Source organism: Streptomyces roseicoloratus, from assembly GCF_004117935.1.
Classification (GTDB): Bacteria; Actinomycetota; Actinomycetes; order Streptomycetales; family Streptomycetaceae; genus Streptomyces; species Streptomyces roseicoloratus.
Genome location: NZ_SDOY01000164.1, coordinates 18,414 through 37,525, shown reverse-complemented (window position 1 = coordinate 37,525; position 19,112 = coordinate 18,414). Strand labels below are relative to the sequence as shown.

Here is a 19,112-nt window from a genome sequence, read left to right as displayed (position 1 = left end):
GCGCCGCCCGAGCACGACGTCGGAGGCCCGCTCCGCGCGCCGGCGGAAGCTCGTGCGGGAGGGCAAGCGCGAGGGGAAACGTGAGGAGACGCCCCCGCGGGAGGGGATGCTCGCCCGTCGGCGGAAGCTCGTGAGCGCGGGGAAGTCCTCGCGTGAGGGAGAGCCTCCGCGTGAGGGAAGGCCCCCGAGTGAGGGAGAGCCTCCGAGTGAGGGAGAGCCTCCGCGTGAGGGAGAGCCTCCGCGTGAGGGAGAGCCTCCGCGTGAGGGGAGTCCTCCGCGTGGGGAGACGTTCGCGCGTCGGTGGAGGGCTCTCGCGGAGTCGAAGCTCCAGGGGACACCGGTCGTCGGCCGGGTCCTCGTGCGTCTGTCCCGGGTGAACACGATGGAGGCCGCCGCGCGGCTGGCCGCGCAGACGTTCCTGGCGGCGCTTCCGCTGCTGATCGTCGTGTCCACCTTCGCGCCGCAGGGCGTGAAGGACCTCCTGGCCGACGCCGTCCACTCGTTCCTGGGCGACAAGGCCCCGACGGACGACGTCGAGCAGGCGCTGACCGCCGACGGCGAGCTGGGGAGCAGTGTCGGCGCGGCCGGCGTGATCGTCATGCTGATCTCGGCGACGGCACTCAGCCGGGCGCTCCAGCGGGTCTGCGAACGCTGCTGGGACCTGCCCAAGGGGAGCGCCCGCCTCACGGCGTGGAGGTGGCTGGTGTGGATCCTGGGCTGGTTGTGCGTCTTCCTCTTCCAGACGGCGATCCGCCAGGGCTTCGGCGGCGGGGCCGTCGTAGGGCTGCTGGTCTCGGTGGTGGCGTCGGTCGCGTTGTGGTGGTGGACGCAGCACCTGCTGCTCGGCGCGCGGATCGGCTGGGCGCCGCTGCTGCCGGGCGCCGTGCTCGCAGGCGTCGGGATGACGGCGTTCACCTACGCCTCACCGCTGGTGATGCCGCAGGCACTCCAGCAGAGCCAGGCGCACTACGGCCCGATCGGCTACGTCTTCACGTTCCTGTCGTGGCTCATCGCGGGCTGCTGCGTGATCGTCGTCTGCGTGGCGGTCGGTCAGGTCGTGGCGACCTCGGGCCCGTTCCCCGCCTGGCTGGGCACACCCCCGCAGGGACGCGCCGATGGCTCCGGGCCGACCGGCGACCCCGGGACGCAGGGGAAGCCTCCGGACCCGGACACCTGAGGCCCCGGCGGACATCGGTACGGGGGCGCCGGACATCCGAGGACGGTGCGGCGGTCCGCGGAGTGACCCGGAACACACCGCCGGGAGCGATGACTTCTCGCCGTGCCGCCGGTCATACCGGCGACAACCCGTCGTCATCCGAAACGGAGCCACCCATGACCGCCACGGCGAACGCCTCCGTGAAGGGCCCTGCCAGCTATTTCCCTTCCATCGAGAAGAAGTACGGCCGGCCGATCGCCGAGTGGAAGGACCTCATCCGCTCCTCCCCGCTGACGAAGCACATGGAGCTGGTCGGCTGGCTCAAGACCGAGCACGGCCTGGGCCACGGCCACGCCAACGCCCTCGTCGCCCACACCCTCGCCGAGGACAGCGGCCGGTAAGCGCGGCCGAGAGGGAAACCGGCCGCCGCACCCGGCAGGAAGCCGGTCCCCCTCACCCGGCTCCGGCGGGCCCCGTGCCCGGGCGGGCGTCGAGGTGCGCGAGCAGCGCCGCCGCGCCGTCCTCCGCCGCGATTCCCTGGGCGAGCCCGGACGCGCGGCGCCGGAGGGCAGGCTCGGACAGGCAGGCGGTGATCGCGTCACCGAGGGCCTCGGCGGTGAGCTCCCGGAACGTCAACGCCCTCGGGGCGACGCCCAGTTCGCACAACCGAGAGGCCCAGAACGGCTGGTCCGCCATCACGGGCACGGGCACGGCGGGCACCCCGGCCCGCAGCCCGGCACCGGTGGTACCGGCCCCGGCGTGGTGGACGACGGCGGCGGTACGGGGGAACAGCCAGTCGTGCGGGACGTCGCCGATGGCGAGGACGTCATCGCTGTCATCGCCGTAGTCGCCGTAGTCGCCGTGGTCGCCGTGGCTTCCGTGGTTGCTGTAGTCGCCGTGGCTGCTGTGGTTGCTGTAGTCGGCGTAGCCGTAGCTCCCGTAGCTCCCGTGGCTCCCGTCGCCGCCGTCGTGGCCGCCACCGCCACCGCCACCGCGACCGGCACTCCCGTCGTGGCCGCCACCGCCGCCGCGACCGGCACTCCCGTAGTCCCTTCCGCTTCCGCTGCCGTGGCCGCCCAGCCCGGCCCATCCCGCCTGCACCACCGCGCGGACGCCCGCGCGCCGGACCGCCGCCGCCACCAGCTCGCCGAGGCGTTCTCCCTCCCCCGGCGCCATGCTGCCGAAGCCGATGAACACCGGGGGCGGGCCCGCCCGGAGGAAGTCGACCAGTCGGTCCGGCGGACGCCAGCCGTCCGGACGGGCGGGCCACCAGTAGCCCGACACGTGGACCCCGGACGGCCAGTCGTCGGGGCGCGGTACCACCAGCGGGCTGTAGCCGTGGAAGACCGGCCGGACGTCCGCGGGCGCCGACGGCGTGCCGTCGGGCAGCCCGAGGCGGGCCCGCAGCCGGGTCACGGCGCCCGCGAAGGCGGCTTCCGCGCGCCGCAGCACCTCCCGGCCCGCCGCGAGGTTGCCGTCCGGGCCCAGGTCGTCGTCGCCGCCGTTGGCGTGGGGCAGCGGAAACCGTCCGGTGGCGAACGCGGGCACGAGGTACGTCCCGACGACCGGGATGCCGAGGGCCTCGCCGGCCGTCCTGCTGAGCGGTGCCGGACCGAAGGGCGTCAGCAGCAGGTCGGCCCCGCCCGCCACCGCCTCCGCGACTCCGTCGGCGAGCCCGTCCGCGTACGCCCTGGTCAACGCCCGCACCTCGTCCCGCGATCCGGCGCGGGCCCAGTCCCGGATCAGCCGCTGCGGGTCTCCCGGTACGGGCCGGAAACCGAGACCGCACCCGCCGACGAGCTCGGCGAAGGCCGGGTGGGCGGCCACGGCGACCTCGTGGCCGGCCCGCGCGAGCCGCTGCCCCAGCCCGGTGAAGGGCGCGACGTCTCCTCGCGACCCGGCGGTGACGATCAGCACGCGCACGACACGACCAGCCTTCCTGCCCCGCCCCCGGGGGGACGACGGCACGGTAGACGAGCCGCTCGGTCCCGGCCACCCGGGATGGACGACGGCACGGTGGACGAGCCCTCCGCCCCGCCTGCCCGGGACCCCCGCCCGCGAGGACGGACCGCCTCGCCCGTACCGGTCGGACAACGCCGAGACGGGTGAGGCGGTCGGCGGTTCGGCTGCCGCCGTCCGTGCGTCATCGCGCCGTGGCTCCCGTGCCTGCCGCGCGACCTGCGATTAGCTGCTCAGCACGGCTCCCGCGGAGCCCGACGCGGGGCATCCGGACACCCAGAAAGGACGCGGACGGTGCTCAAAGGCTTCAAGAACTTCCTCATGCGCGGCGATCTCGTCACGATCGCCGTCGGACTGGTCATCGCGCTGGCCTTCTCCACCCTGATCAAGGCCTTCACGGACTTCGTGATCAACCCGATCGTCAGCCGTTTCCAGGGCGGCGAGTCGATGGGACTCGGATGGCAGCTCGGGGACGACGGCAACCAGGCGACCTATCTCGACCTGGGACAGTTCATCTCCGCCCTGATCTACTTCATCATCTTCATGGCGGTCGTCTACTTCCTGATCGTCGTGCCGTACAAGCACTACCAGGCCCGCCGCGGCGTCAAGGCCTTCGGCGAACCGGGCCCCGTCAAGACCTGCCCGGCCTGCCTCTCCGAGGACCTGCCGGCGGCAGCGAGCAAGTGCCTCCACTGCGCGACCGAACAGCCCCCGACCACCTCCACCGTCGCCCCCACCGTCTGACCGGCGGTAGACCTCGGAGCCGGCCGCGCGTCCGCCCCCTCTCCGCCCCCTCTCCGCCCTCTCTCCGTCCCTCCCCCCGTCATCGACTTCCGTGGCCGGACTCGGCGTGTGCGCCGTGGTCGCCGAGCTGGGCTGCGAACCAGTCGTGCAAGGCGTCGACCAGGGCGGAATCCCTGGTGGTGTACGTCAGGGTGGCCCCGTCGGTCCGCTCCGTGTAGCGCACTTCGATACGGTCATGCCCCGCTCGCAGTTCGGCGAGGCCGGGCATGTCGGCGCCGTGGATCGCGGCCGGGTCGCCGAAGTCGCCCCGGCCGAACGCCTCGGCCTCCTCGCGCAGGTGAACCCGTATCAGGTCGATCTGCCGGGTGTCACCGCGCCGGTCGGCCACCACGTCCTGGACGCCGCCTGTCGCCGTGGCGGTGAAACGGTGGGTGGTCCGCTCGAGGTCGAACGGCATCACGCTCTCGCCCCGCTCGGCGACCGAGCCCTGCCGATCCGCCCGGCTCCCGCCGGAATCCTGTGGCGAACAGCCCGCCGCCAGCGCGACGACCGTCACCGCGCCGACGACCGCCACGCCCACGCTGCCCCCGAACGCGCCCGCGCCCGCGCCCGCACCCCGGCGCCTACCGATCCCCATCCCATGCCTCCCTCATGACGTCGAAGGCGTGGAGCACGCCCGCCCGTTCATGGGCCGGGATCGAGTCGAGCAGCCGGGCGAACCGTTCCCGCCGGGCTTCGGCGAGGTTCTGCGCCGCTTGCCGCCCCGCGGGAGTGAGTCGCAGGACGACACCGCGTCCGTCGTCCTCGGCCTGCGCGCGCTCCACCCAGCCACGGCCGGTCAACTGCCCCACCAACCGGCTCACCGTGCTCTTCTGCAGTCGTAGCCGGCGGGTCAGTTCGACCTGCCGGAGCTCCCCGTCCTGCGCCAGCTCACCCATCGCATGCGCCTCGGAGACCGAGATCGGCTGCCCGCAGGGGGTGGTTTCCGTCTGATGCAGCCCGAAGGCGCGCACGAAGCCCGCCACCGCCGCCTGGAGAGCGGCCGGGTCATCGGCGCTGTGTTTCCTGGACATGGTTCGACCGTACAACCAGAAGGTTCGGCAATGCAACCAGTTTTGCCCGGCTTCCCGGCTTCCCGGCTTCCCGGCTTCCCGGCTTCCCGGCCGCCCCGGCGTCCCGGCCGCGGCCCGCCCCGCGGCGACCGCTGTTCATCGCCTCCGCGGGCGGGGCGTGGCACGTCCCTCCACAGGACGGGGGAAGGCCCCACCGCTCCGGCACCGCCGGCGGCGACCCGGCGGGCAGGATGCGGCTGGACGGGTGCAGTTCGGACCGGGCTCCGGCGCCCTCGGGCCGGAGCGGCGCCTCGCCGGGTTACACATGGGCCTGCGCCTCGGCGCGGGGCGTGCCGGTGCCCTGCACGGCACGGGATCCGACGACTGGAAGAGCACCATGGCAGAGCGCGACCCTCGCAACCGCACACGCCGGAGCTCGCTACGTCGCGGGCTCGTGGCCGCCCTCCTCGCAGCCGGCATGCTGACGGCCTCGACGGCACCCGGATACGGGACCGACGGGGCCGGTCCGGCACCCGGCCCGCAGTTCACGCCGTTGACGGCGGCGGTGATGACCGAACCGACGCCGTTCCGCGCCACGGACGGCAGGACGCACCTCTCGTACGAACTGCTCACCACGAACGCCCTGTCCAGCAGCACGCGGGTGCGCCTCGACCGCGTCGAGGTCCGGGACGCCCGCACCCACCGGGTGGTGGGCTCACTGGGCGGCCAGGCGCTGGCCGACGCCGCCAATCCCGTGGGTGATCCCCTGCCGGGTGCGGACGGCTACACCCCCGCGCCCCCGGGGCCGACGCCGACCGTCATCGCGGGCTCCCAGCAGTGGGTGATCTGGCTGGACCTGGTTCTCGAGCGCGGCGAACGGGCGCCCAAGGTCCTCGAACACCATCTCTCGGGCGCCGTCGTCACCGCCTCCGGTTCCTCCCCGTTCGAGGAGACGGTTCAGGCCACCCCGACCGGCCGCACCGCGCCGCTGAACCTGAACGCGCCGGTCCGCCCCGGCACCTGGTACTCCAGCGAGTCGTGCTGCGGCAACACCCACCACCGGCGCGGCCTCGGCCCGATCAACGGTCGCTTCTACGTACCGCAGCGCTTCGCGATCGACTGGTACCGGGTCGGCGAGCGGGGACAGACCTGGGAGGGCGACCCCGCACGGCTCACCAGCTACCTGAGCTACCGGCAGCCGGTCGTGGCGGCGGCCGGCGGCAGGGTGGTGGAGGTCCAGGACGGGATCCCGGACAACACGCCGCCCGTCACGCCGCCGGTCCCGCCGATCGAGGAGACCGTCGGCAACCACGTCACCGTGGAGGTCGCGCCCGGCCGCTACCTGCTCTACGCCCACCTGAAGCCCGGTTCGCTCAAGGTCCGGGAGGGCGACCACGTCGAACCCGGCCGGGTCCTCGGGCTGATCGGCAACAGTGGCAACTCGACCACGCCGCACCTGCACTTCCAGGTGATGACCACCCCCGAGTTCTTCCCGACCGACAGCCCGCCGTTCACCTTCCGGGAGTTCCGCGTCGTCGGACACGTCGAACCCCGCATCTGGGACGACAACCTGGGCCTGCAGCCGACCGGCGTCCTGCCGATCACGCCCTCGCCGTACGACGGCCTTCACCGCGCGCGGTATCCGCTCGACCGCGAGGTGCTGAAGTTCTGACCGGATTCCGGCCGGTCCGCTCGGGCGCCTGGCGGGCCGCATGGCCTGCCGGGCCGCTCGGGCGCCGGCGGTCCGCTTGGCCTGTCGGGCTGCTCGGGCGCCGGCGGTCCGCTTGAGTGCTTGCCGGGCCGCTTGAGTAGCTTGCCGGGCCGCATGGGCGCCTGCCGGCCGCTTGGGCACCTGCCGGGCCCCGGGGCGCTGCCCGGCCGCTCGGCCTCCCCGGGTGACGGTCGGCCGAGGCGCTTCGGCGGGGCGAGGGCGTCAGGCGTCCGCCTCCGGTGCGCGGACCGTGCCGCCGTCCGGGGTGAGACAGCGGCGCACGAGGGCGAGGGTGCTCCCGGTGACCGTGTCGAGGGGCGTGCCGTTCTCGACGGCGGACAGGGCGGTGTGCAGCATGCCGGCGATCAGGTCGGCCGTGAGCGCGGGCTCGGGAACGCCGAGCTCCCGGACGGCGGCGCGGAACGGTTCGACCTGCTCCAGGTGGAGTTCCATCAGCCGCTGCTGGCAGGCCGGAGGGAGGCCGGCGTTCATGAGGGCGACGGCGGGCCGGTGTGCGCCCTCGGCGCCGAGGCGGAGGCTTTCCCGGAAGAACGCCTCGACGCGCTCCAGCGGCCCGTTCGCGGCGGCCAGGGCGCGGGTGAGTGCCTCGTCGGAGCGCCGGAAGGCTTCCTCCGTGATGGTGGCCAGGAGGGCCGCCGACGAGTCGAAGTACTGGTAGACGCTGGAGCGGGCCAGCCCCGCGCGGGCGCCGACCGCCGCCGGTGTGACGGCGGCGGCGCCCTCGTTGACCAGGAGGTCGATCGCAGCCCCGATCAGCGCCTCGCGTTGCTGGGCGCGGTGCTCGGCGACGGTGGAGGCGTTGATCTTCGGCATGCGGGGCGGGCTCCTGAGGGGGTGGCTTCGGCCCGGGAGCGAGGTGCCGGGCCGAAGCCGCCGGTCGGTCAGGACAGGCGGCCGTCGACCATCTCGTACACCCGGTCGGCTGCGTCCATTATCGCCGTGTCGTGGGTGACCATGACCGTGGCCGTGCCGCGCTCGTGGGTCTGCTCGGCGATCAGCCGCACCGCCTCGGCCGAGCGCACCCGGTCCAGTGCCGAGGTGGGCTCGTCCACCAGCAGGACGGCGGGGGAGGTCATCAGGGCCCGGGCCAGGCCCGCGCGCTGGCGCTCGCCGCCGGAGAGCTGGTGGGGGCGGGAGTCGGCGCGGTGGGTCAGTCCGACCGCCTCGATGAGCTCGTCGGCGCGGGTCCGCGCGGCGGTGTCGAGACGGCCGTCGATGTGCAGGGGTAGCAACAGCTGTTCCCTGACGGTGAGGGAGGCCAGCAGGTTCGACTGCTGGAAGACGAAGCCGATGTGGCGGCGGCGGGCGGCGGTGCGTTCCTTGTCCGACAGGGCGGTCAGCTCGGTGCCGGCGATGTGCACGGTGCCCGAGGTGGGCCTCTGGAGGCCGCCGGCGACGGCGAGGAGGCTGGACTTGCCGGATCCGGAGGGGCCGACGACGGCGACGAACTCGCCGGGGGCGACGGTCAGGCCGACGTGGTCGAGGGCGGTGACGGCGGCGTCGCCGTCACCGAGGGTGAGGGTGACGTCGTCCAGGCGCAGTCCGCCGGGGCCCGCGGTGTCCGTGGTGGCCGCGGTGGCCTGGTGGTCGGTGGCGGGGGTGGTCATCGGGTGGCTCCCAGAGCGGTCAGGGGGTCGACGGCGGTGATGCGGCGGACGGCGACGACGGCGCCCACGGTCCCGAGGACGATGAGGAGGCCGGAGGAGGTGGCGATGGCCGGGGCGGAGAGGGAGAAGGGGGCCTTGCCGATCATCGCGCTGCCCAGGGCCAGGCCGACGGCGGTGCCGAGGGCCGTGGCTCCGACCAGCACGGCGACGACCTGGGCGAGCGCGTCGCGCAGGATGTATCCGGTGGGGGCGCCGAGCGCCTTCAGCAGGGCGATCTCGGCCTTGCGCTGCACGGTCCACACGGTGAAGAACGCGCCGACGACCAGGGCGGAGATGGCGTACAGGAAGCCCTTGATCAGGGCCATGGTGCTGGACTCGGCCGTGTAGCCGGGGGACGCGCCGAAGGTGGTCTCCTTGGTGTCGGCGCGGGTGCCGGTCGCCTTCTCCACGGCCGCGACGTCGGCGCCCGGCGCAAGGGTCAGGGCGACGGCCGTGGCCTGTCGGCCGGCGGCCTCGGGCAGGTCGCCCGGCAGGCCGTAGTGGAGGTGACGCCAGGTGTCGAGGTCGGTGTAGGCGACGCCGATGTGGCCGTAGGAGATGCTGTCGTCGACCAGGCCGACGACCTTCAGCCGCACCTCGCTCTTGTCCGCGGTCAGGACGTCCCCGACCTTCACGCCCAGGTCGGCGATCTCCTGGGTGATCACGATGCCCGCGCTGCCCTCTTCCAGGCCCTCACCCTCGCTGGGGCGGGGGGCCAGGGAGGAGTCCGGTGCCATGCCGAAGACGGCGAGGTTGACCTGCTCGCCCTTCTTGGCGCCCTGGGTCACCTGGGCATTGGCCAGGGTGTTCCCGAACGGCTCCGCCCGCTCCACTCCCGGGGTCTTGGACCACGCCTGCCAGTCCTCCTGCTCCACGGTCGAACGGGAGAACTGCTCGCTGGTCGCCTTCTCGTCGAAGGCCATGTGGGTCACGGGCAGCGCCCGCAGGCCGGATATGCCGGCATCCGCCAGGCCGGAGGCCAGCCCGGACAGAAGGACGCCGAGTACGGCGATGAGCGCGACCACCGCGCCCATGAGGGCGAAGCGACCGCGGGCGAAGCGCAGATCGCGTAGGGCGAGGAACACGGAACTCTCCGAGTGAGGGAGGGGATGGGGGACAGCAGAGGGAGGGGCAGGGGCGGGGGCCAGGGGCGGGGGCCAGGGAGTGGGGGAGGGAGGGACAGGGGATGGGGGCATGACGACGGAACGGGCGCGCCGCTTTGCTTAAACTTGACGACATCCGCGTCGGCATCTTAGCCAATGTTGTCGACACGACTGTCGGTACGTGGTGTGGCATGCGCCGCCGAACGCTCTCGGCGCGACCGTCGCCCCGGCCGTGCGGCCGGGATGCGCAGGGGCGCGGGGCACGGAGACACCCGGGTCGCGGCCCGGGACGTTCAGGAGGTGCGCGGGACGACCAGGCCGCCGACGCCGGCGTCGAGCGGCTGGGACGGGTATCTGTCGATCAGCCGACGGGTGATCGAGGGCGCGAGCAGGGCGTCGCCGCGTGCGGCCATGCGGACGGTGTCCAGGAAGTACTAGTCCGGGGCGATGTCTTTGATCCGGTAGACGGTCCGGCCCACCGGGCCCGGCACGTCGTGCCGCTCGCGAAGGGACGGACGTCGCCACGGGTGGCCTCGGTGAGTCGACCAAGCCAGGGGCTGTATGCCGCTTCGAGGTGCTCGTGCCCGATGTCCCTACTGGGCGCGGTTGCTACAAGGTGGAGGTCACACGTCGAGGGACTTTCCAGATCAGCGAGGAGGACGCGATGACCGGAGCCTTCGAAGGCACTTTGGGCTGAAACCCACCGTGGAGAGCCCGTGCGTTCGCACTTTCGGGGTCAGCGGTGACCAAGGCGGCGAGTCAGCTGAGGTGACCCGTCACGGCACGCGCCATTGGCCGGTGTTTTCGGCGAAGCCGCTTTCCATTGTGAACTGAATCTTGGTGATCTTGGAGTCAGTCGGCACCTTGAACGTGATGTATCCGAGTGCGGTGTCATCGACCGGGACCACCACGGTTCCGCCGAAGCCCGGACCAGCGGTCGTATCAGTGATCCAGGAGTTGAACCGCTGGCCTTGATCGTCGATGAGCTTGGCGCTGTTATCCGGCGCGTCGCTGTAAGTCTTGGAGCCGGTGTTATGCAGCCGGAACTGCACGGCGACGTACCGCTCACCCGCGCCCGGGCTCGTATCCTTGCCGGCGGCCGGATCGACCACCTTCACAACGGTCACGGCGAGTTTCGCGTCATTGGTGGAGCCGGTGAGGTCCAGCGTGTCGCCGACTACGGCGACGGCGGGCGTGGGGCTGGGCCGTGATGCCAGGGGTTCGGTCTTCCTCGGCGGAGTGGGGTTGCTGCTCGCTGGACTCTCGGTGACGGTTTGGCTGCCGCAGGCAGAGACCCCTACGGCGAACAGGACCACAGTCAGCGCGAGCGCTGGCAGACGAGACATGTTTCCTCCGTGAACCTTCACGTCCTGCAAGGCGCGATGTGACGGGGATACAGGCATGATCTCCTGCGTGGCAGGTCACCGCATCTCAGGCACGGTACGGGGCTTCACTGGCGGGGTTGCGGCTGCGGGCAGTCGATCAGCACCACTGAGCTGAGGCGTCAGCTGCTCGTCGCGGAGCCGGCGGGCCGGCTTCGGCCGCTTCTCGCGGGCGAAGTGCGTGGCCCGCGACAGGTCCAGCACCCGGCAAACTGGGCAGAGCGAATCAGAAGGCGCATGAATTCTGGCCCGAATAGGCGTAACGGAGGCGTAGGAAGAGGAAATGACCGCGATCGAACGCCTGTGGGAAGAGTGGGAGCTTCCCGTCAAGGACGCCCTCCACTTCGCCGACGGGCGCTCCTATGACGTCGCCCTCGACGCCGCCGCGCCCTGCGGCTTCTCCGTGCTGTCCCCGTTCGCGCTCGACGAGGTGCGGGAAGACGACCCGTCCCGGGTGTCCTCGGTCGACGGTCTTGCCGCGGTGGACCTGAGGGAGCGGGGATTCCTGTGGGGCGGCGAGGGTCCGTACGGTTCGGAGGGGTTCATCGCACGCCTGACTCCCGACCGCGCACTGACCTGGGCGATGTTCTTCGCCGCATCCAATCCGCTTGATCGCATCCGGCTTTCCGGCGACGTCGCCACCTTCAGCTCGACCGCGGGGTTCACCATCGCCGTCGACATCGACGATCCGCGAAATCCGCATCTTCCGCCGCTGAAAAACTGACGAAGCAGCCCCAGGCCGCTGACCTGGGGCTTCGCTCCGCCGTTCACCGCCCCCGGCAGGGGGGTGGCTACGGGCGCGGGCTTCCCGAGGGGCTGTCGGGGTGCTCGGTTCCCTTCTGCGGCGGGTTCTGGTGGGGGCGGCTGTCGGTGACCTGGTAGGTGGCCTGCTGCTCCGGGGCGCCGTCCGTCTTCATCGCCTTGGTCTCGCTCTTGAGGATGCGGGCCGCCTTGCCGGCGTTGCGGGCCAGCTCCGGCAGCTTCTTGGCGCCGAGGAGAAGAATGACGACGATCAGGAGGATCGCTATCTCGCTGATTCCGAACACGTTCTTCCGTTCTCTGGAGGGGAGGGGTGTCCTGCTCGTGCCTCAGACGTTGACGCCGAAGTCGGCCGCGATGCCGGCGAGCCCGGAGGCGTAGCCCTGGCCGACGGCCCGGAACTTCCATTCGGTGCCGTGACGGTAGAGCTCGCCGAAGACCATGGCGGTCTCCGTGGCGGCGTCCTCGGAGAGGTCGTAGCGGGCGAGCTCGGTGCCGTTCGCCTGGTTGACCACACGGATGAAGGCGTTGCGGATCTGTCCGAAGCTCTGGCCCCGGTTGTCGGCGTCGTGGATGGAGACCGGGAAGACGATCTTCGTGACGGCGGCGGGTACGGCGGCCAGGTCGACCTTGATGGACTCGTCGTCGCCCTCTCCCTCACCCGTCAGGTTGTCACCGGTGTGCTCGACGGAGCCGTCCGGGCTGGTGAGGTTGTTGTAGAAGACGAAGTGCCGATCGGAGACGACCTTCCCGCTGTCGTCGAGCAGCAGGGCACTCGCGTCGAGGTCGTGATCGGCTCCGGTGGTCGTGCGGACGTCCCAGCCCAGGCCGACGAGCACCGCGGTGAGCCCGGGGGCTTCCTTGGTCAGCGAGACGTTGCCGCCCTTGGCGAGGTTCACACTCATGTCGTCTTCCTTCTGGGTCGTGGCGTGCCGGCGCACAAAAATCTACAGTGATGTAGAAGGCGTGCGGAAGGGCGGGCGCGCGCGGTGGCCCACGGCTTCCGCTCCTCGAGACATCGCGACCAACGCCACGGAAACGGCGACGGGCCGAAGCGTGTCGTCTCAGTACGATGAACCGCTCCACAGGGCGGGACGAGTCGGCGGGAGGGCGGCGGAATGACGAAGAGCGGGCGAGAGGGGCAGGGCCCCCACCCCCGGCGGCGTGGGCAGGGCGAACTCGAGGTGCAGGTGGTGGGCGCCCTGCGCCAGGCCGGCGGTGCCCGGACCGCCGGGTGGGTGCAGGAACGGCTCGGCGGCGACCTCGCGTACACCACCGTCATCACCATCCTGACCCGCCTGCATGCCAAGGGTGCGGTGAGCAGGGAGCGGGCGGGCCGTTCGTTCGAGTGGACGGCCGTCGCGGACGAGGCCGGACTCGCCGCCCTGCGCATGCGGAAGGTCCTGGACGGCGAGGCGGACCGGGAGGCGGTGCTGGCCCGGTTCGTGACGGGACTCTCGGCCCATGACGAGCGTCTGTTGCGGGATCTGCTGGCTCAGGGCCCCCAGGAGGGGGAAGACTGACGGCATGGGGGTCTTCGTCTTCCTGCCGCTGGTCCTGCCCTTGACGGCGTGGCCGGTCGCACGTCTCGCCGAGCACCATCTGCATCCCCGGGTGGCCACCTGGCTGCTGACCGCTCTCTCCGGTGTGCTGGCCGTGTGCAGCACCCTGTGCCTGGCGCTGCTGATGGTGGTCGGCACCGCCCAGCTCCCCGGCAACCCGCTGCCCGACGGATGGTCCGACCCCGAGGTCCGCGAGGCCGTCCCCTTTGACGAGGTCGCGGGCAAGGTCGCCATTCCGGCGCTGATCGCCGTCCTCGTCTCCTGCGCCCGGGCAGCCTGGCGACACCACCGCGTACGGCGGAGTGCCGAACGGGCCTTGGCGGGCCTGCCCGCTACGTCGGTGGCGGTCCTGCCCGACGACGAGAGCGCCTACGCGTACGCACTTCCCGGCCGGAGGAACCGTGTCGTGGTCACGACCGCGATGCTCGCCACCCTGACCGGGCCGGAGCGACGCGCCCTGTTCGCCCACGAGCGCGCCCACCTGAACGCCCGGCACCACCGGTTCCTGCTGACCGTGCAGGTGGCGGCCCGGGCCAACCCCTTCCTGCGTCCCTTGCGCACGGCGGTCGCGTACACCACGGAGCGCTGGGCGGATGAGGAGGCGGCCGACCGGGTCGGCAGCCGCCGGACCGTGGCCCGGGCGGTCGGCAAGGCGGCGCTGACTTCCAGGGGCGCCCCGTCGGTGACGCTCGCCGGTTTCGCCTCGGCCGGCCCGGTACCGCGTCGCGTGGCGGCCCTGCTGCGTCCGGCTCCCGCCGCGAGCGTCTGGCCGTCGCTTTTCACCACCGCGGGCCTGGCCGCGTGGGCCGCGGCGGCCGGCACCACGGTCTCCGCGCTCGCCTCGGCGAACTCGGCCGTCACGCTCTTCCTGATCCTGAAGGCGGCGACTCCGCTCTGACGCCGCCGGAGCCGGTCCGTGACGAGGCCGGTCCGTGACGAGGCCGGTCCGTGACGAGGCCGGTCCGTGACGAGGCCGGCCCGTGACGAGGCCGGCCCGTGCGACCGCCGGCAGCGCGTGGGGCCGCAGCCGTTGTCGCACGGCGGCCATCAGGCGGTCAGGCGGAAGCCATCAGATGCGGGGAGCCCGCGTCGGGCCGTGACGTGTCGGGCCGTGACGCGTTGGGCCGTGACGTGTCGGGCCGTGACGCGTTGGGCCGTGACGTGTCGGGCCGTGACGCGTTGGGCCGAGACGTGTCGGGCCGTGACGCGTCGGGCCGAGACGCGTCCGGCCGGCGCCCGGTAGGCCGGTCTCAGCCTTCGTCGCCCTCCCCCTCCCCCTCCTCGTCCCCCTCGAAGAAGTCGCCGATCTCGTCGACGACCTCGGCCGCGACCATTCCGCCGACGACGCCGACGGCCAGTCCGGCCGCGCCCGCCGCGACCGCGGTCCCCATGCCCGGGCCGGAGCGGTGGCCGTGCTCGTCGTGGTGGCCGTGATGGCCGTGGTGACCGTGACGGTCCTTCTCGGCGTACGGGGTGCCGTGACCGTAGGCGTCGTGGGAACCGTACGAGGAAGGCGTGCCGTACGAGGAAGGCGTGCCGTACGCGGAATCCGTGCCGTACGAGGCGCGGTGCTCGACGAGCCGGCGGATCCAGCCGTCGACTTCGGCGTTCCAGTCGGTCGACTCGGCGCCGTGGTGCCCGACGGTGAAGCGGGTCAGGGCGTCGTGGCCCTCGGAGAAGAAGCCGCCGCGCTTGTCGGCCTCCAGGATCACCTCGATGCCGGCCGGGCCGGCCAGGAAGGTCACCTCGACCTCGTTGACCTGGTGCGCGTACTGCGGCGCCGGGGCGAGCTCGATCTCCTGGTAGAAGGGGAGCTGCTGGCCGGTCCCGTTGATGTGGCCCAGTTCCAGGTCGGCGGACGTGAAGCCGAAGCCGAGCCGGCCGAACGCTTCGAGGACGGCCTCCTGGACCGGCAGGGGGCGGACCGCGAGCGGGTCGAGGTCGCCCTTGTCCTTCGCGCCGGCGACGCCGAGCTCGGTGCGCACGCCGAGGGCGATGCCGAGGCCCTGGCCGTGCAGCTCGGTGATCGGCGTCTCCCAGGGCACCGGGAACGAGAACGGCACGCTGCGGTGCTCGCCCTCGGCGAGGCGGAAGTTCCCGCCGACGACGCTCCGGTGGAAGACCACCGTGCCCTCGGACTCCCCTTCGTCGTGTTCGGCCTCGACGCGGGCCACGAGCTCCAGGGTGATGTGCTCGATGGAGAAGTCGGCATTGCCGCCCTGGAGGTGGACCTGGCCGCTCAGGGTGCCTCCGGGTGTCACCGCGCCGGGGTCGAGCACGGTGTCCACCGAGGGGCCGCCCACACCGAGCGAGCCGAGCAGACGCTTGAACACCATGGGGCGTTCACTCCTTCACATAGCTTGTGCGGTCGGGCACTTCGGGCCGTGGGGCCTCGTTCCATCTACATCCGTGTAGAAGCATAGGATGGGCCATCCGGTTTCGGCACCAGTCGGGGCCGTGGGGCGTACACATCCGGACGACGAGCGCCCGCGGCCGGAGGGACGGCGGGCGCCCCTTCGGCGGAACGGAAGGGACCGGTCGGCCTCCACCTCGGCCAGGCAGGCGCGCCCCGCCGCCTCTCCCCTGATACTCGGTTCTGATCACCGCCCGACGAAGGAGCACCTTGTTGTCCGCCAGATCGACGCACCCCGACGACGCGAAGGGGTGCGACAGCCGATGAACGCCGCTCTCGGTCTGCTGGCCGTTCTCGTACTGACCGCCGGCACCGGCTACTTCGTCGCCCAGGAGTTCGCCTACGTCGCCGCCGACCGCATCGCGCTCGCCGGAGAGGCGGCGGCCGGCGACAAGCGGGCCGCCCGCGCGCTGAAGGTCCTCGAACGGCTCTCCTTCATGCTCTCCGGCGCCCAGCTCGGCATCACCGTCACCGGCCTGGTCGTCGGCTTCCTCGCCGAGCCGTCCGTGTCGGCCCTCCTGAAGCCCGCCCTGGAGGGCACCGGCCTGTCCGACGGAGTCGTGTCGACGATCTCCGTCGTCCTCGCCTTCGTCGTGGCGACCGTGCTGCAGATGGTTCTCGGCGAACTCGCCCCGAAGAACCTGGCCCTGGCCGTGCCCGAGCGGCTCGCCAAGTCCCTGGCCTCCTCCACCCTCGTCTACCTGAAGATCGTCGGACCGGTCGTCCGCGTCTTCGACGGCGCCGCCGACAGGCTGCTGCGCAAGGTGGGCATCGAGCCGGTCGAGGAACTCCACCACGGCGCCACCCTCGAAGAGCTCAGCCACCTCATCGGCGAGTCCCACGAGCAGGGCCGGCTGCCGGCCGACACGGCCGAGCTCCTCGACCACGCCCTGGAGTTCACCGAGCGGACCCTCGACGAGGTCATGGTGCCGCGCGTCGACGCCGCCTTCGTACGCAAGGACGCCACGCTCACCGACGCCGTCGAACTGATCGCGCGGTACGGCCACTCCAACTACCCGGTCCTCGGCGACCACCCCGACGACGTCGCCGGCGTCCTCGGCGTGCGCGAACTCGTCCGCCTGCCCGCGGACCGGTTCGGCGACCTGACGGCGGGGGAGTCCGCACGGCGGCCCCTGCTGCTGCCCGACACGCTGCCGCTGCCGCAGGCGGTGGCACGGATGCGGGAGGCGGACGACGAGTTCGCCGTCGTCCTGGACGAGCACGGCGGGGTCGCCGGCATCGTCACCTACGAGGACATCGCCGAAGAACTCGTCGGCGACATCGCCGACGAGAGCGACAAGGTCGTCGTACTCGCCACTCCGGACGGGGACGGCTGGCGCGTGGACGCGGGCCGCCGCCTCGACGAGGTCGAGGACGCCACCGGCATCGCGCTGCCCGAGGACGACGACTACGACACCGTGGCGGGTCTGGTCATCGATCGCCTCGGCCGCTTCCCGGCCATCGGCGACACCCTCACCGTCGACGACGTCCGGATCGAGGTCCTCAGCCTCGACCGCCACGTTCCCGAACGCGTCCGCCTCGAACGCGTCCAGCCGACCCGCCCGGCCGCCGAGGAGGCCCAGTCATGAGCTTCCCCATGGCCCTGTTCGTCACCGTCCTGCTCCTCATCGGCAGCGGCTTCTTCGTCGCCGCCGAGTTCGCCCTCGTCGCCGCCAAGCGCCACCGCATCGAGAAGGCCGTCGCCGACGGGCAGCGCGGCGCCAAGGCCGCGCTCGCCGGGATGCGCGAGCTGTCCCTGATGCTCGCGGGCGCCCAGCTCGGCATCACCCTGTGCACCCTGGGCCTCGGCGCGATCTCCAAGCCGGCCGTCTCCCACGAACTCGACCCGCTGCTCGTGAAGCTCGGGCTGCCCGAAGCGCTCAGCTACGGCATCGCGTTCGCCGTCGCCATGGTGCTCGTGGTCTTCCTCCACATGGTCGTCGGCGAGATGGCCCCCAAGTCCTGGGCCATCGCCCACCCCGAGCGCTCGGCGATGCTCCTCACCCCGCCCTTCCGCGCCCTGGTGAAGGCGGTCCGCCCGCTGCTCCGGCTCCTGAACAAGGTGAGCAACGCGCTCGTACGGATGTGCCGCGTGCAGCCCCGCGACGAACTGACCACCGTCCACAACCGCGAGCAACTCCACCACCTCGTCGAGGAGTCCGAGCGGCTCGGCCTGATCGACAAGACCGACTCGCAGCTCATCACCCGCTCCCTCACCGAGCCGCAGACCCCGGTCGCGGAGATCCAGACACCGGCGGACGACATCGTCAGTGTCCCGGCCGAGGCCGGCCTCGACACGGTTCTCGCCCGCGCCTCCGCCGCGGACCGCTCCCGCCTTCTCGTCCGCGACGGCGACCGCGTCCTCGGCGCGCTCCACGCCCGCGACGCCCTCGTCGCCCGCACCCGCGGCCGGCTCGGCACGGCCCGCGACCTGGCCCGCCCCGTACCCGAACTGGCCACCGACACCACGGTGTCCGAAGCCGTCGAACAGCTGCGTCGGGTCCGTGCCTCCCTCGCCGTCGTCCGGAACGAGGAGGGTGTGCTCACGGGCCTGGTCAGCCTCGACGACCTGCTCGTCCGGATCATGGGGCCGCAGACCGTCTGAACCGTGGGTGGCGCCGTGCGGCCGACGTCAGCGAGTCGGCAAACGCGGTGGGGGCGGGCAGGAGGTCCGGGCGGAGGAAGTCCGGGCAGAGGAGGTCAGGGCAAGAGGAGGTCAGGGCAGGAGGTCTGGGCTGAGGAAGTCCGGGCAGGAGGTCCGGGCGGAGGAGGTCAGGGCTTGTCGAGGTCGCCGGGAGTGGGCGAGAGGGCCCAGTCGAGGGCGAGGCCGGCCGACACGTCGGCCGCCACGCCGGCGGACACGCCGGCGGACACGTCGGCGGACACGCCGGCCGACACGCCGGCCGACACACGGTCGGCCCCGGTGACGATCGCGACCTCACCGAACTCCGAACCGGCTCTCACCTCTTGTAGGAGTCGATGAGCCGGGCGAGGTGCTCACCCGCGACCCTCAGTGGTGTCTCGCTCTTGGCGACCTGTGCGGTGAGCTCGGCGCCTTCGAGGGTGCTGATGACGGTGATGGCCAGGTCGCGCGCATCGCCCTCCGGGAACCCGGCTTCGCGGAGCGTGCCCGCCACCAGGTCCCGCCAATGCTGGAACGCCTCGGCGACGGCCTGCTCGATGTCGGGGGCTCGCCCGGTGGTTTCCAGCGCCGTCGCGCTGATCGGGCAGCCGTCCACCCAGCCGGAGTCGCGCAGGAGGCGGGCGAGCTCGCCGGCGCAGGCGACGACGGCCTTCGCCGGGTCGGCCTCCGCGGACAGCGAGGTCGACAGCAGCTCCGCGAACTCCTGGTCGGCGTGCTGGACCGCGGCCACACCCAGCTCCTGCTTGCCGCCGGGGAAGAAGTGGTAGACCGAGCCGAGCGTGGCCTTGGCCTCCTGGGCGACCTGCTTGATGCCGGTCCCCTCGTACCCCTGCCGCTGCATCAGTAGAGAGGCCGCGCGGACGACGCGCTCCCGGGTGCCCGGCTGTGGTGTGTTCGCCATACCGCGAAGTCTACTGAATAGAGCGTTCGTTCTAGCTTGTGGGTCGCGTGAGCGCCGTG

At 72.2% G+C, this 19,112-nt stretch carries 21 protein-coding genes and 1 pseudogene; 9 read left to right on the top strand and 13 right to left on the bottom strand.

Annotated elements, in window-relative coordinates; genetic code table 11:
• Positions 1 to 382: 382 nt before the first annotated feature.
• The gene (locus ESG85_RS28570; protein ID WP_128984095.1) at positions 383 to 1,177 is read left to right on the top strand and encodes a YhjD/YihY/BrkB family envelope integrity protein; all 795 of its coding nucleotides are present in this window, start codon (positions 383 to 385) and stop codon (positions 1,175 to 1,177) included.
• Between the two features lie 155 nt (positions 1,178 to 1,332).
• Positions 1,333 to 1,557, top strand: a complete 225-nt coding sequence (locus ESG85_RS28565) for a DUF4287 domain-containing protein (protein ID WP_128984067.1) — start codon at positions 1,333 to 1,335, stop codon at positions 1,555 to 1,557.
• A 52-nt stretch (positions 1,558 to 1,609) separates the two neighbouring features.
• Here the strand turns inward: ESG85_RS28565 and ESG85_RS36330 are convergent, their stop codons facing one another.
• Positions 1,610 to 3,079 carry a glycosyltransferase gene (locus tag ESG85_RS36330; protein ID WP_246095342.1) on the bottom strand — a complete coding sequence of 490 codons (1,470 nt, stop codon included), beginning with the start codon at positions 3,077 to 3,079 and terminating at the stop codon, positions 1,610 to 1,612.
• Positions 3,080 to 3,409: 330 nt separating this feature from the next.
• Here ESG85_RS36330 and ESG85_RS28550 point away from each other — a divergent pair, with 330 nt between their 5' ends.
• A complete protein-coding gene (locus tag ESG85_RS28550) occupies positions 3,410 to 3,859 on the top strand; it encodes a large conductance mechanosensitive channel protein MscL (protein ID WP_128984066.1) in 450 nt (149 codons plus the stop codon).
• Between the two features lie 79 nt (positions 3,860 to 3,938).
• On the opposite strand, the gene ESG85_RS28545 is transcribed toward ESG85_RS28550, so the two are convergent.
• Positions 3,939 to 4,496, bottom strand: coding sequence for an aspartate carbamoyltransferase (locus ESG85_RS28545; RefSeq protein WP_128984065.1), 558 nt, complete (start codon positions 4,494 to 4,496; stop codon positions 3,939 to 3,941).
• The gene (locus ESG85_RS28540; RefSeq protein ID WP_128984064.1) at positions 4,483 to 4,932 is read right to left on the bottom strand and encodes a MarR family winged helix-turn-helix transcriptional regulator; all 450 of its coding nucleotides are present in this window, start codon (positions 4,930 to 4,932) and stop codon (positions 4,483 to 4,485) included. The genes ESG85_RS28545 and ESG85_RS28540 overlap by 14 nt, the downstream gene beginning before the upstream one ends.
• 244 nt (positions 4,933 to 5,176) lie before the next feature.
• Between ESG85_RS28540 and ESG85_RS28535 the strand changes: the two genes are divergently transcribed.
• The gene (locus ESG85_RS28535; RefSeq protein ID WP_128984063.1) at positions 5,177 to 6,583 is read left to right on the top strand and encodes a M23 family metallopeptidase; all 1,407 of its coding nucleotides are present in this window, start codon (positions 5,177 to 5,179) and stop codon (positions 6,581 to 6,583) included.
• Positions 6,584 to 6,844: 261 nt separating this feature from the next.
• Here ESG85_RS28535 and ESG85_RS28530 read toward each other — a convergent pair whose 3' ends face one another.
• The 5 genes and pseudogenes from ESG85_RS28530 to ESG85_RS28510 all read right to left on the bottom strand — a co-directional run bounded on the left by ESG85_RS28530 (position 6,845) and on the right by ESG85_RS28510 (position 10,738).
• Positions 6,845 to 7,456, bottom strand: coding sequence for a TetR/AcrR family transcriptional regulator (locus ESG85_RS28530; protein ID WP_128984062.1), 612 nt, complete (start codon positions 7,454 to 7,456; stop codon positions 6,845 to 6,847).
• Between the two features lie 68 nt (positions 7,457 to 7,524).
• A complete protein-coding gene (locus ESG85_RS28525) occupies positions 7,525 to 8,250 on the bottom strand; it encodes an ABC transporter ATP-binding protein (protein WP_128984061.1) in 726 nt (241 codons plus the stop codon).
• On the bottom strand, positions 8,247 to 9,374 hold the full coding sequence (locus ESG85_RS28520; protein ID WP_128984060.1) for an ABC transporter permease: 1,128 nt from the start codon (positions 9,372 to 9,374) through the stop codon (positions 8,247 to 8,249). The genes ESG85_RS28525 and ESG85_RS28520 overlap by 4 nt, the downstream gene beginning before the upstream one ends.
• Positions 9,375 to 9,706: 332 nt before the next feature.
• A pseudogene (locus ESG85_RS28515) lies at positions 9,707 to 9,823 on the bottom strand (DNA-binding response regulator); the annotation flags it as partial.
• Between the two features lie 345 nt (positions 9,824 to 10,168).
• Positions 10,169 to 10,738: a DUF4352 domain-containing protein gene (locus ESG85_RS28510; RefSeq protein WP_128984059.1), complete on the bottom strand. Its 570-nt coding sequence runs from the start codon at positions 10,736 to 10,738 to the stop codon at positions 10,169 to 10,171.
• 319 nt (positions 10,739 to 11,057) lie between these two features.
• Here ESG85_RS28510 and ESG85_RS28505 point away from each other — a divergent pair, with 319 nt between their 5' ends.
• On the top strand, positions 11,058 to 11,498 hold the full coding sequence (locus tag ESG85_RS28505; protein WP_128984058.1) for a hypothetical protein: 441 nt from the start codon (positions 11,058 to 11,060) through the stop codon (positions 11,496 to 11,498).
• Positions 11,499 to 11,565: 67 nt separating this feature from the next.
• Here the strand turns inward: ESG85_RS28505 and ESG85_RS28500 are convergent, their stop codons facing one another.
• Positions 11,566 to 11,820 (bottom strand): twin-arginine translocase TatA/TatE family subunit, encoded by a 255-nt coding sequence (locus tag ESG85_RS28500; protein ID WP_128984057.1) that lies wholly within the window; start codon positions 11,818 to 11,820, stop codon positions 11,566 to 11,568.
• 42 nt (positions 11,821 to 11,862) lie between these two features.
• On the bottom strand, positions 11,863 to 12,438 hold the full coding sequence (locus ESG85_RS28495) for a TerD family protein (protein WP_128984056.1): 576 nt from the start codon (positions 12,436 to 12,438) through the stop codon (positions 11,863 to 11,865).
• Between the two features lie 213 nt (positions 12,439 to 12,651).
• On the opposite strand from ESG85_RS28495, the gene ESG85_RS28490 reads away from it, so the two are divergent.
• Both ESG85_RS28490 and ESG85_RS28485 read left to right on the top strand, forming a co-directional pair.
• Complete coding sequence (locus ESG85_RS28490) at positions 12,652 to 13,056, top strand: BlaI/MecI/CopY family transcriptional regulator (RefSeq protein ID WP_128984055.1); 405 nt, start codon at positions 12,652 to 12,654, stop codon at positions 13,054 to 13,056.
• 4 nt (positions 13,057 to 13,060) lie between these two features.
• Positions 13,061 to 13,993 (top strand): M56 family metallopeptidase, encoded by a 933-nt coding sequence (locus tag ESG85_RS28485; RefSeq protein ID WP_128984054.1) that lies wholly within the window; start codon positions 13,061 to 13,063, stop codon positions 13,991 to 13,993.
• 352 nt (positions 13,994 to 14,345) lie between these two features.
• Here the strand turns inward: ESG85_RS28485 and ESG85_RS28480 are convergent, their stop codons facing one another.
• Positions 14,346 to 15,431, bottom strand: coding sequence for a sporulation protein (locus ESG85_RS28480; protein ID WP_128984053.1), 1,086 nt, complete (start codon positions 15,429 to 15,431; stop codon positions 14,346 to 14,348).
• 340 nt (positions 15,432 to 15,771) lie between these two features.
• On the opposite strand from ESG85_RS28480, the gene ESG85_RS28475 reads away from it, so the two are divergent.
• Together ESG85_RS28475 and ESG85_RS28470 are read left to right on the top strand one after the other, a co-directional pair.
• Positions 15,772 to 17,097 carry a hemolysin family protein gene (locus ESG85_RS28475; RefSeq protein ID WP_128984052.1) on the top strand — a complete coding sequence of 442 codons (1,326 nt, stop codon included), beginning with the start codon at positions 15,772 to 15,774 and terminating at the stop codon, positions 17,095 to 17,097.
• Entirely contained in the window at positions 17,094 to 18,113 is a 1,020-nt protein-coding gene (locus ESG85_RS28470; protein WP_128984051.1) for a hemolysin family protein, read from the top strand. The genes ESG85_RS28475 and ESG85_RS28470 overlap by 4 nt, the downstream gene beginning before the upstream one ends.
• 167 nt (positions 18,114 to 18,280) lie before the next feature.
• On the opposite strand, the gene ESG85_RS28465 is transcribed toward ESG85_RS28470, so the two are convergent.
• Together ESG85_RS28465 and ESG85_RS28460 are read right to left on the bottom strand one after the other, a co-directional pair.
• Positions 18,281 to 18,472 (bottom strand): hypothetical protein, encoded by a 192-nt coding sequence (locus ESG85_RS28465; protein ID WP_128984050.1) that lies wholly within the window; start codon positions 18,470 to 18,472, stop codon positions 18,281 to 18,283.
• Positions 18,469 to 19,053 (bottom strand): TetR/AcrR family transcriptional regulator, encoded by a 585-nt coding sequence (locus ESG85_RS28460; protein WP_128984049.1) that lies wholly within the window; start codon positions 19,051 to 19,053, stop codon positions 18,469 to 18,471. Before ESG85_RS28460 ends, ESG85_RS28465 begins: the two co-directional genes overlap by 4 nt.
• Positions 19,054 to 19,112: the final 59 nt, after the last annotated feature.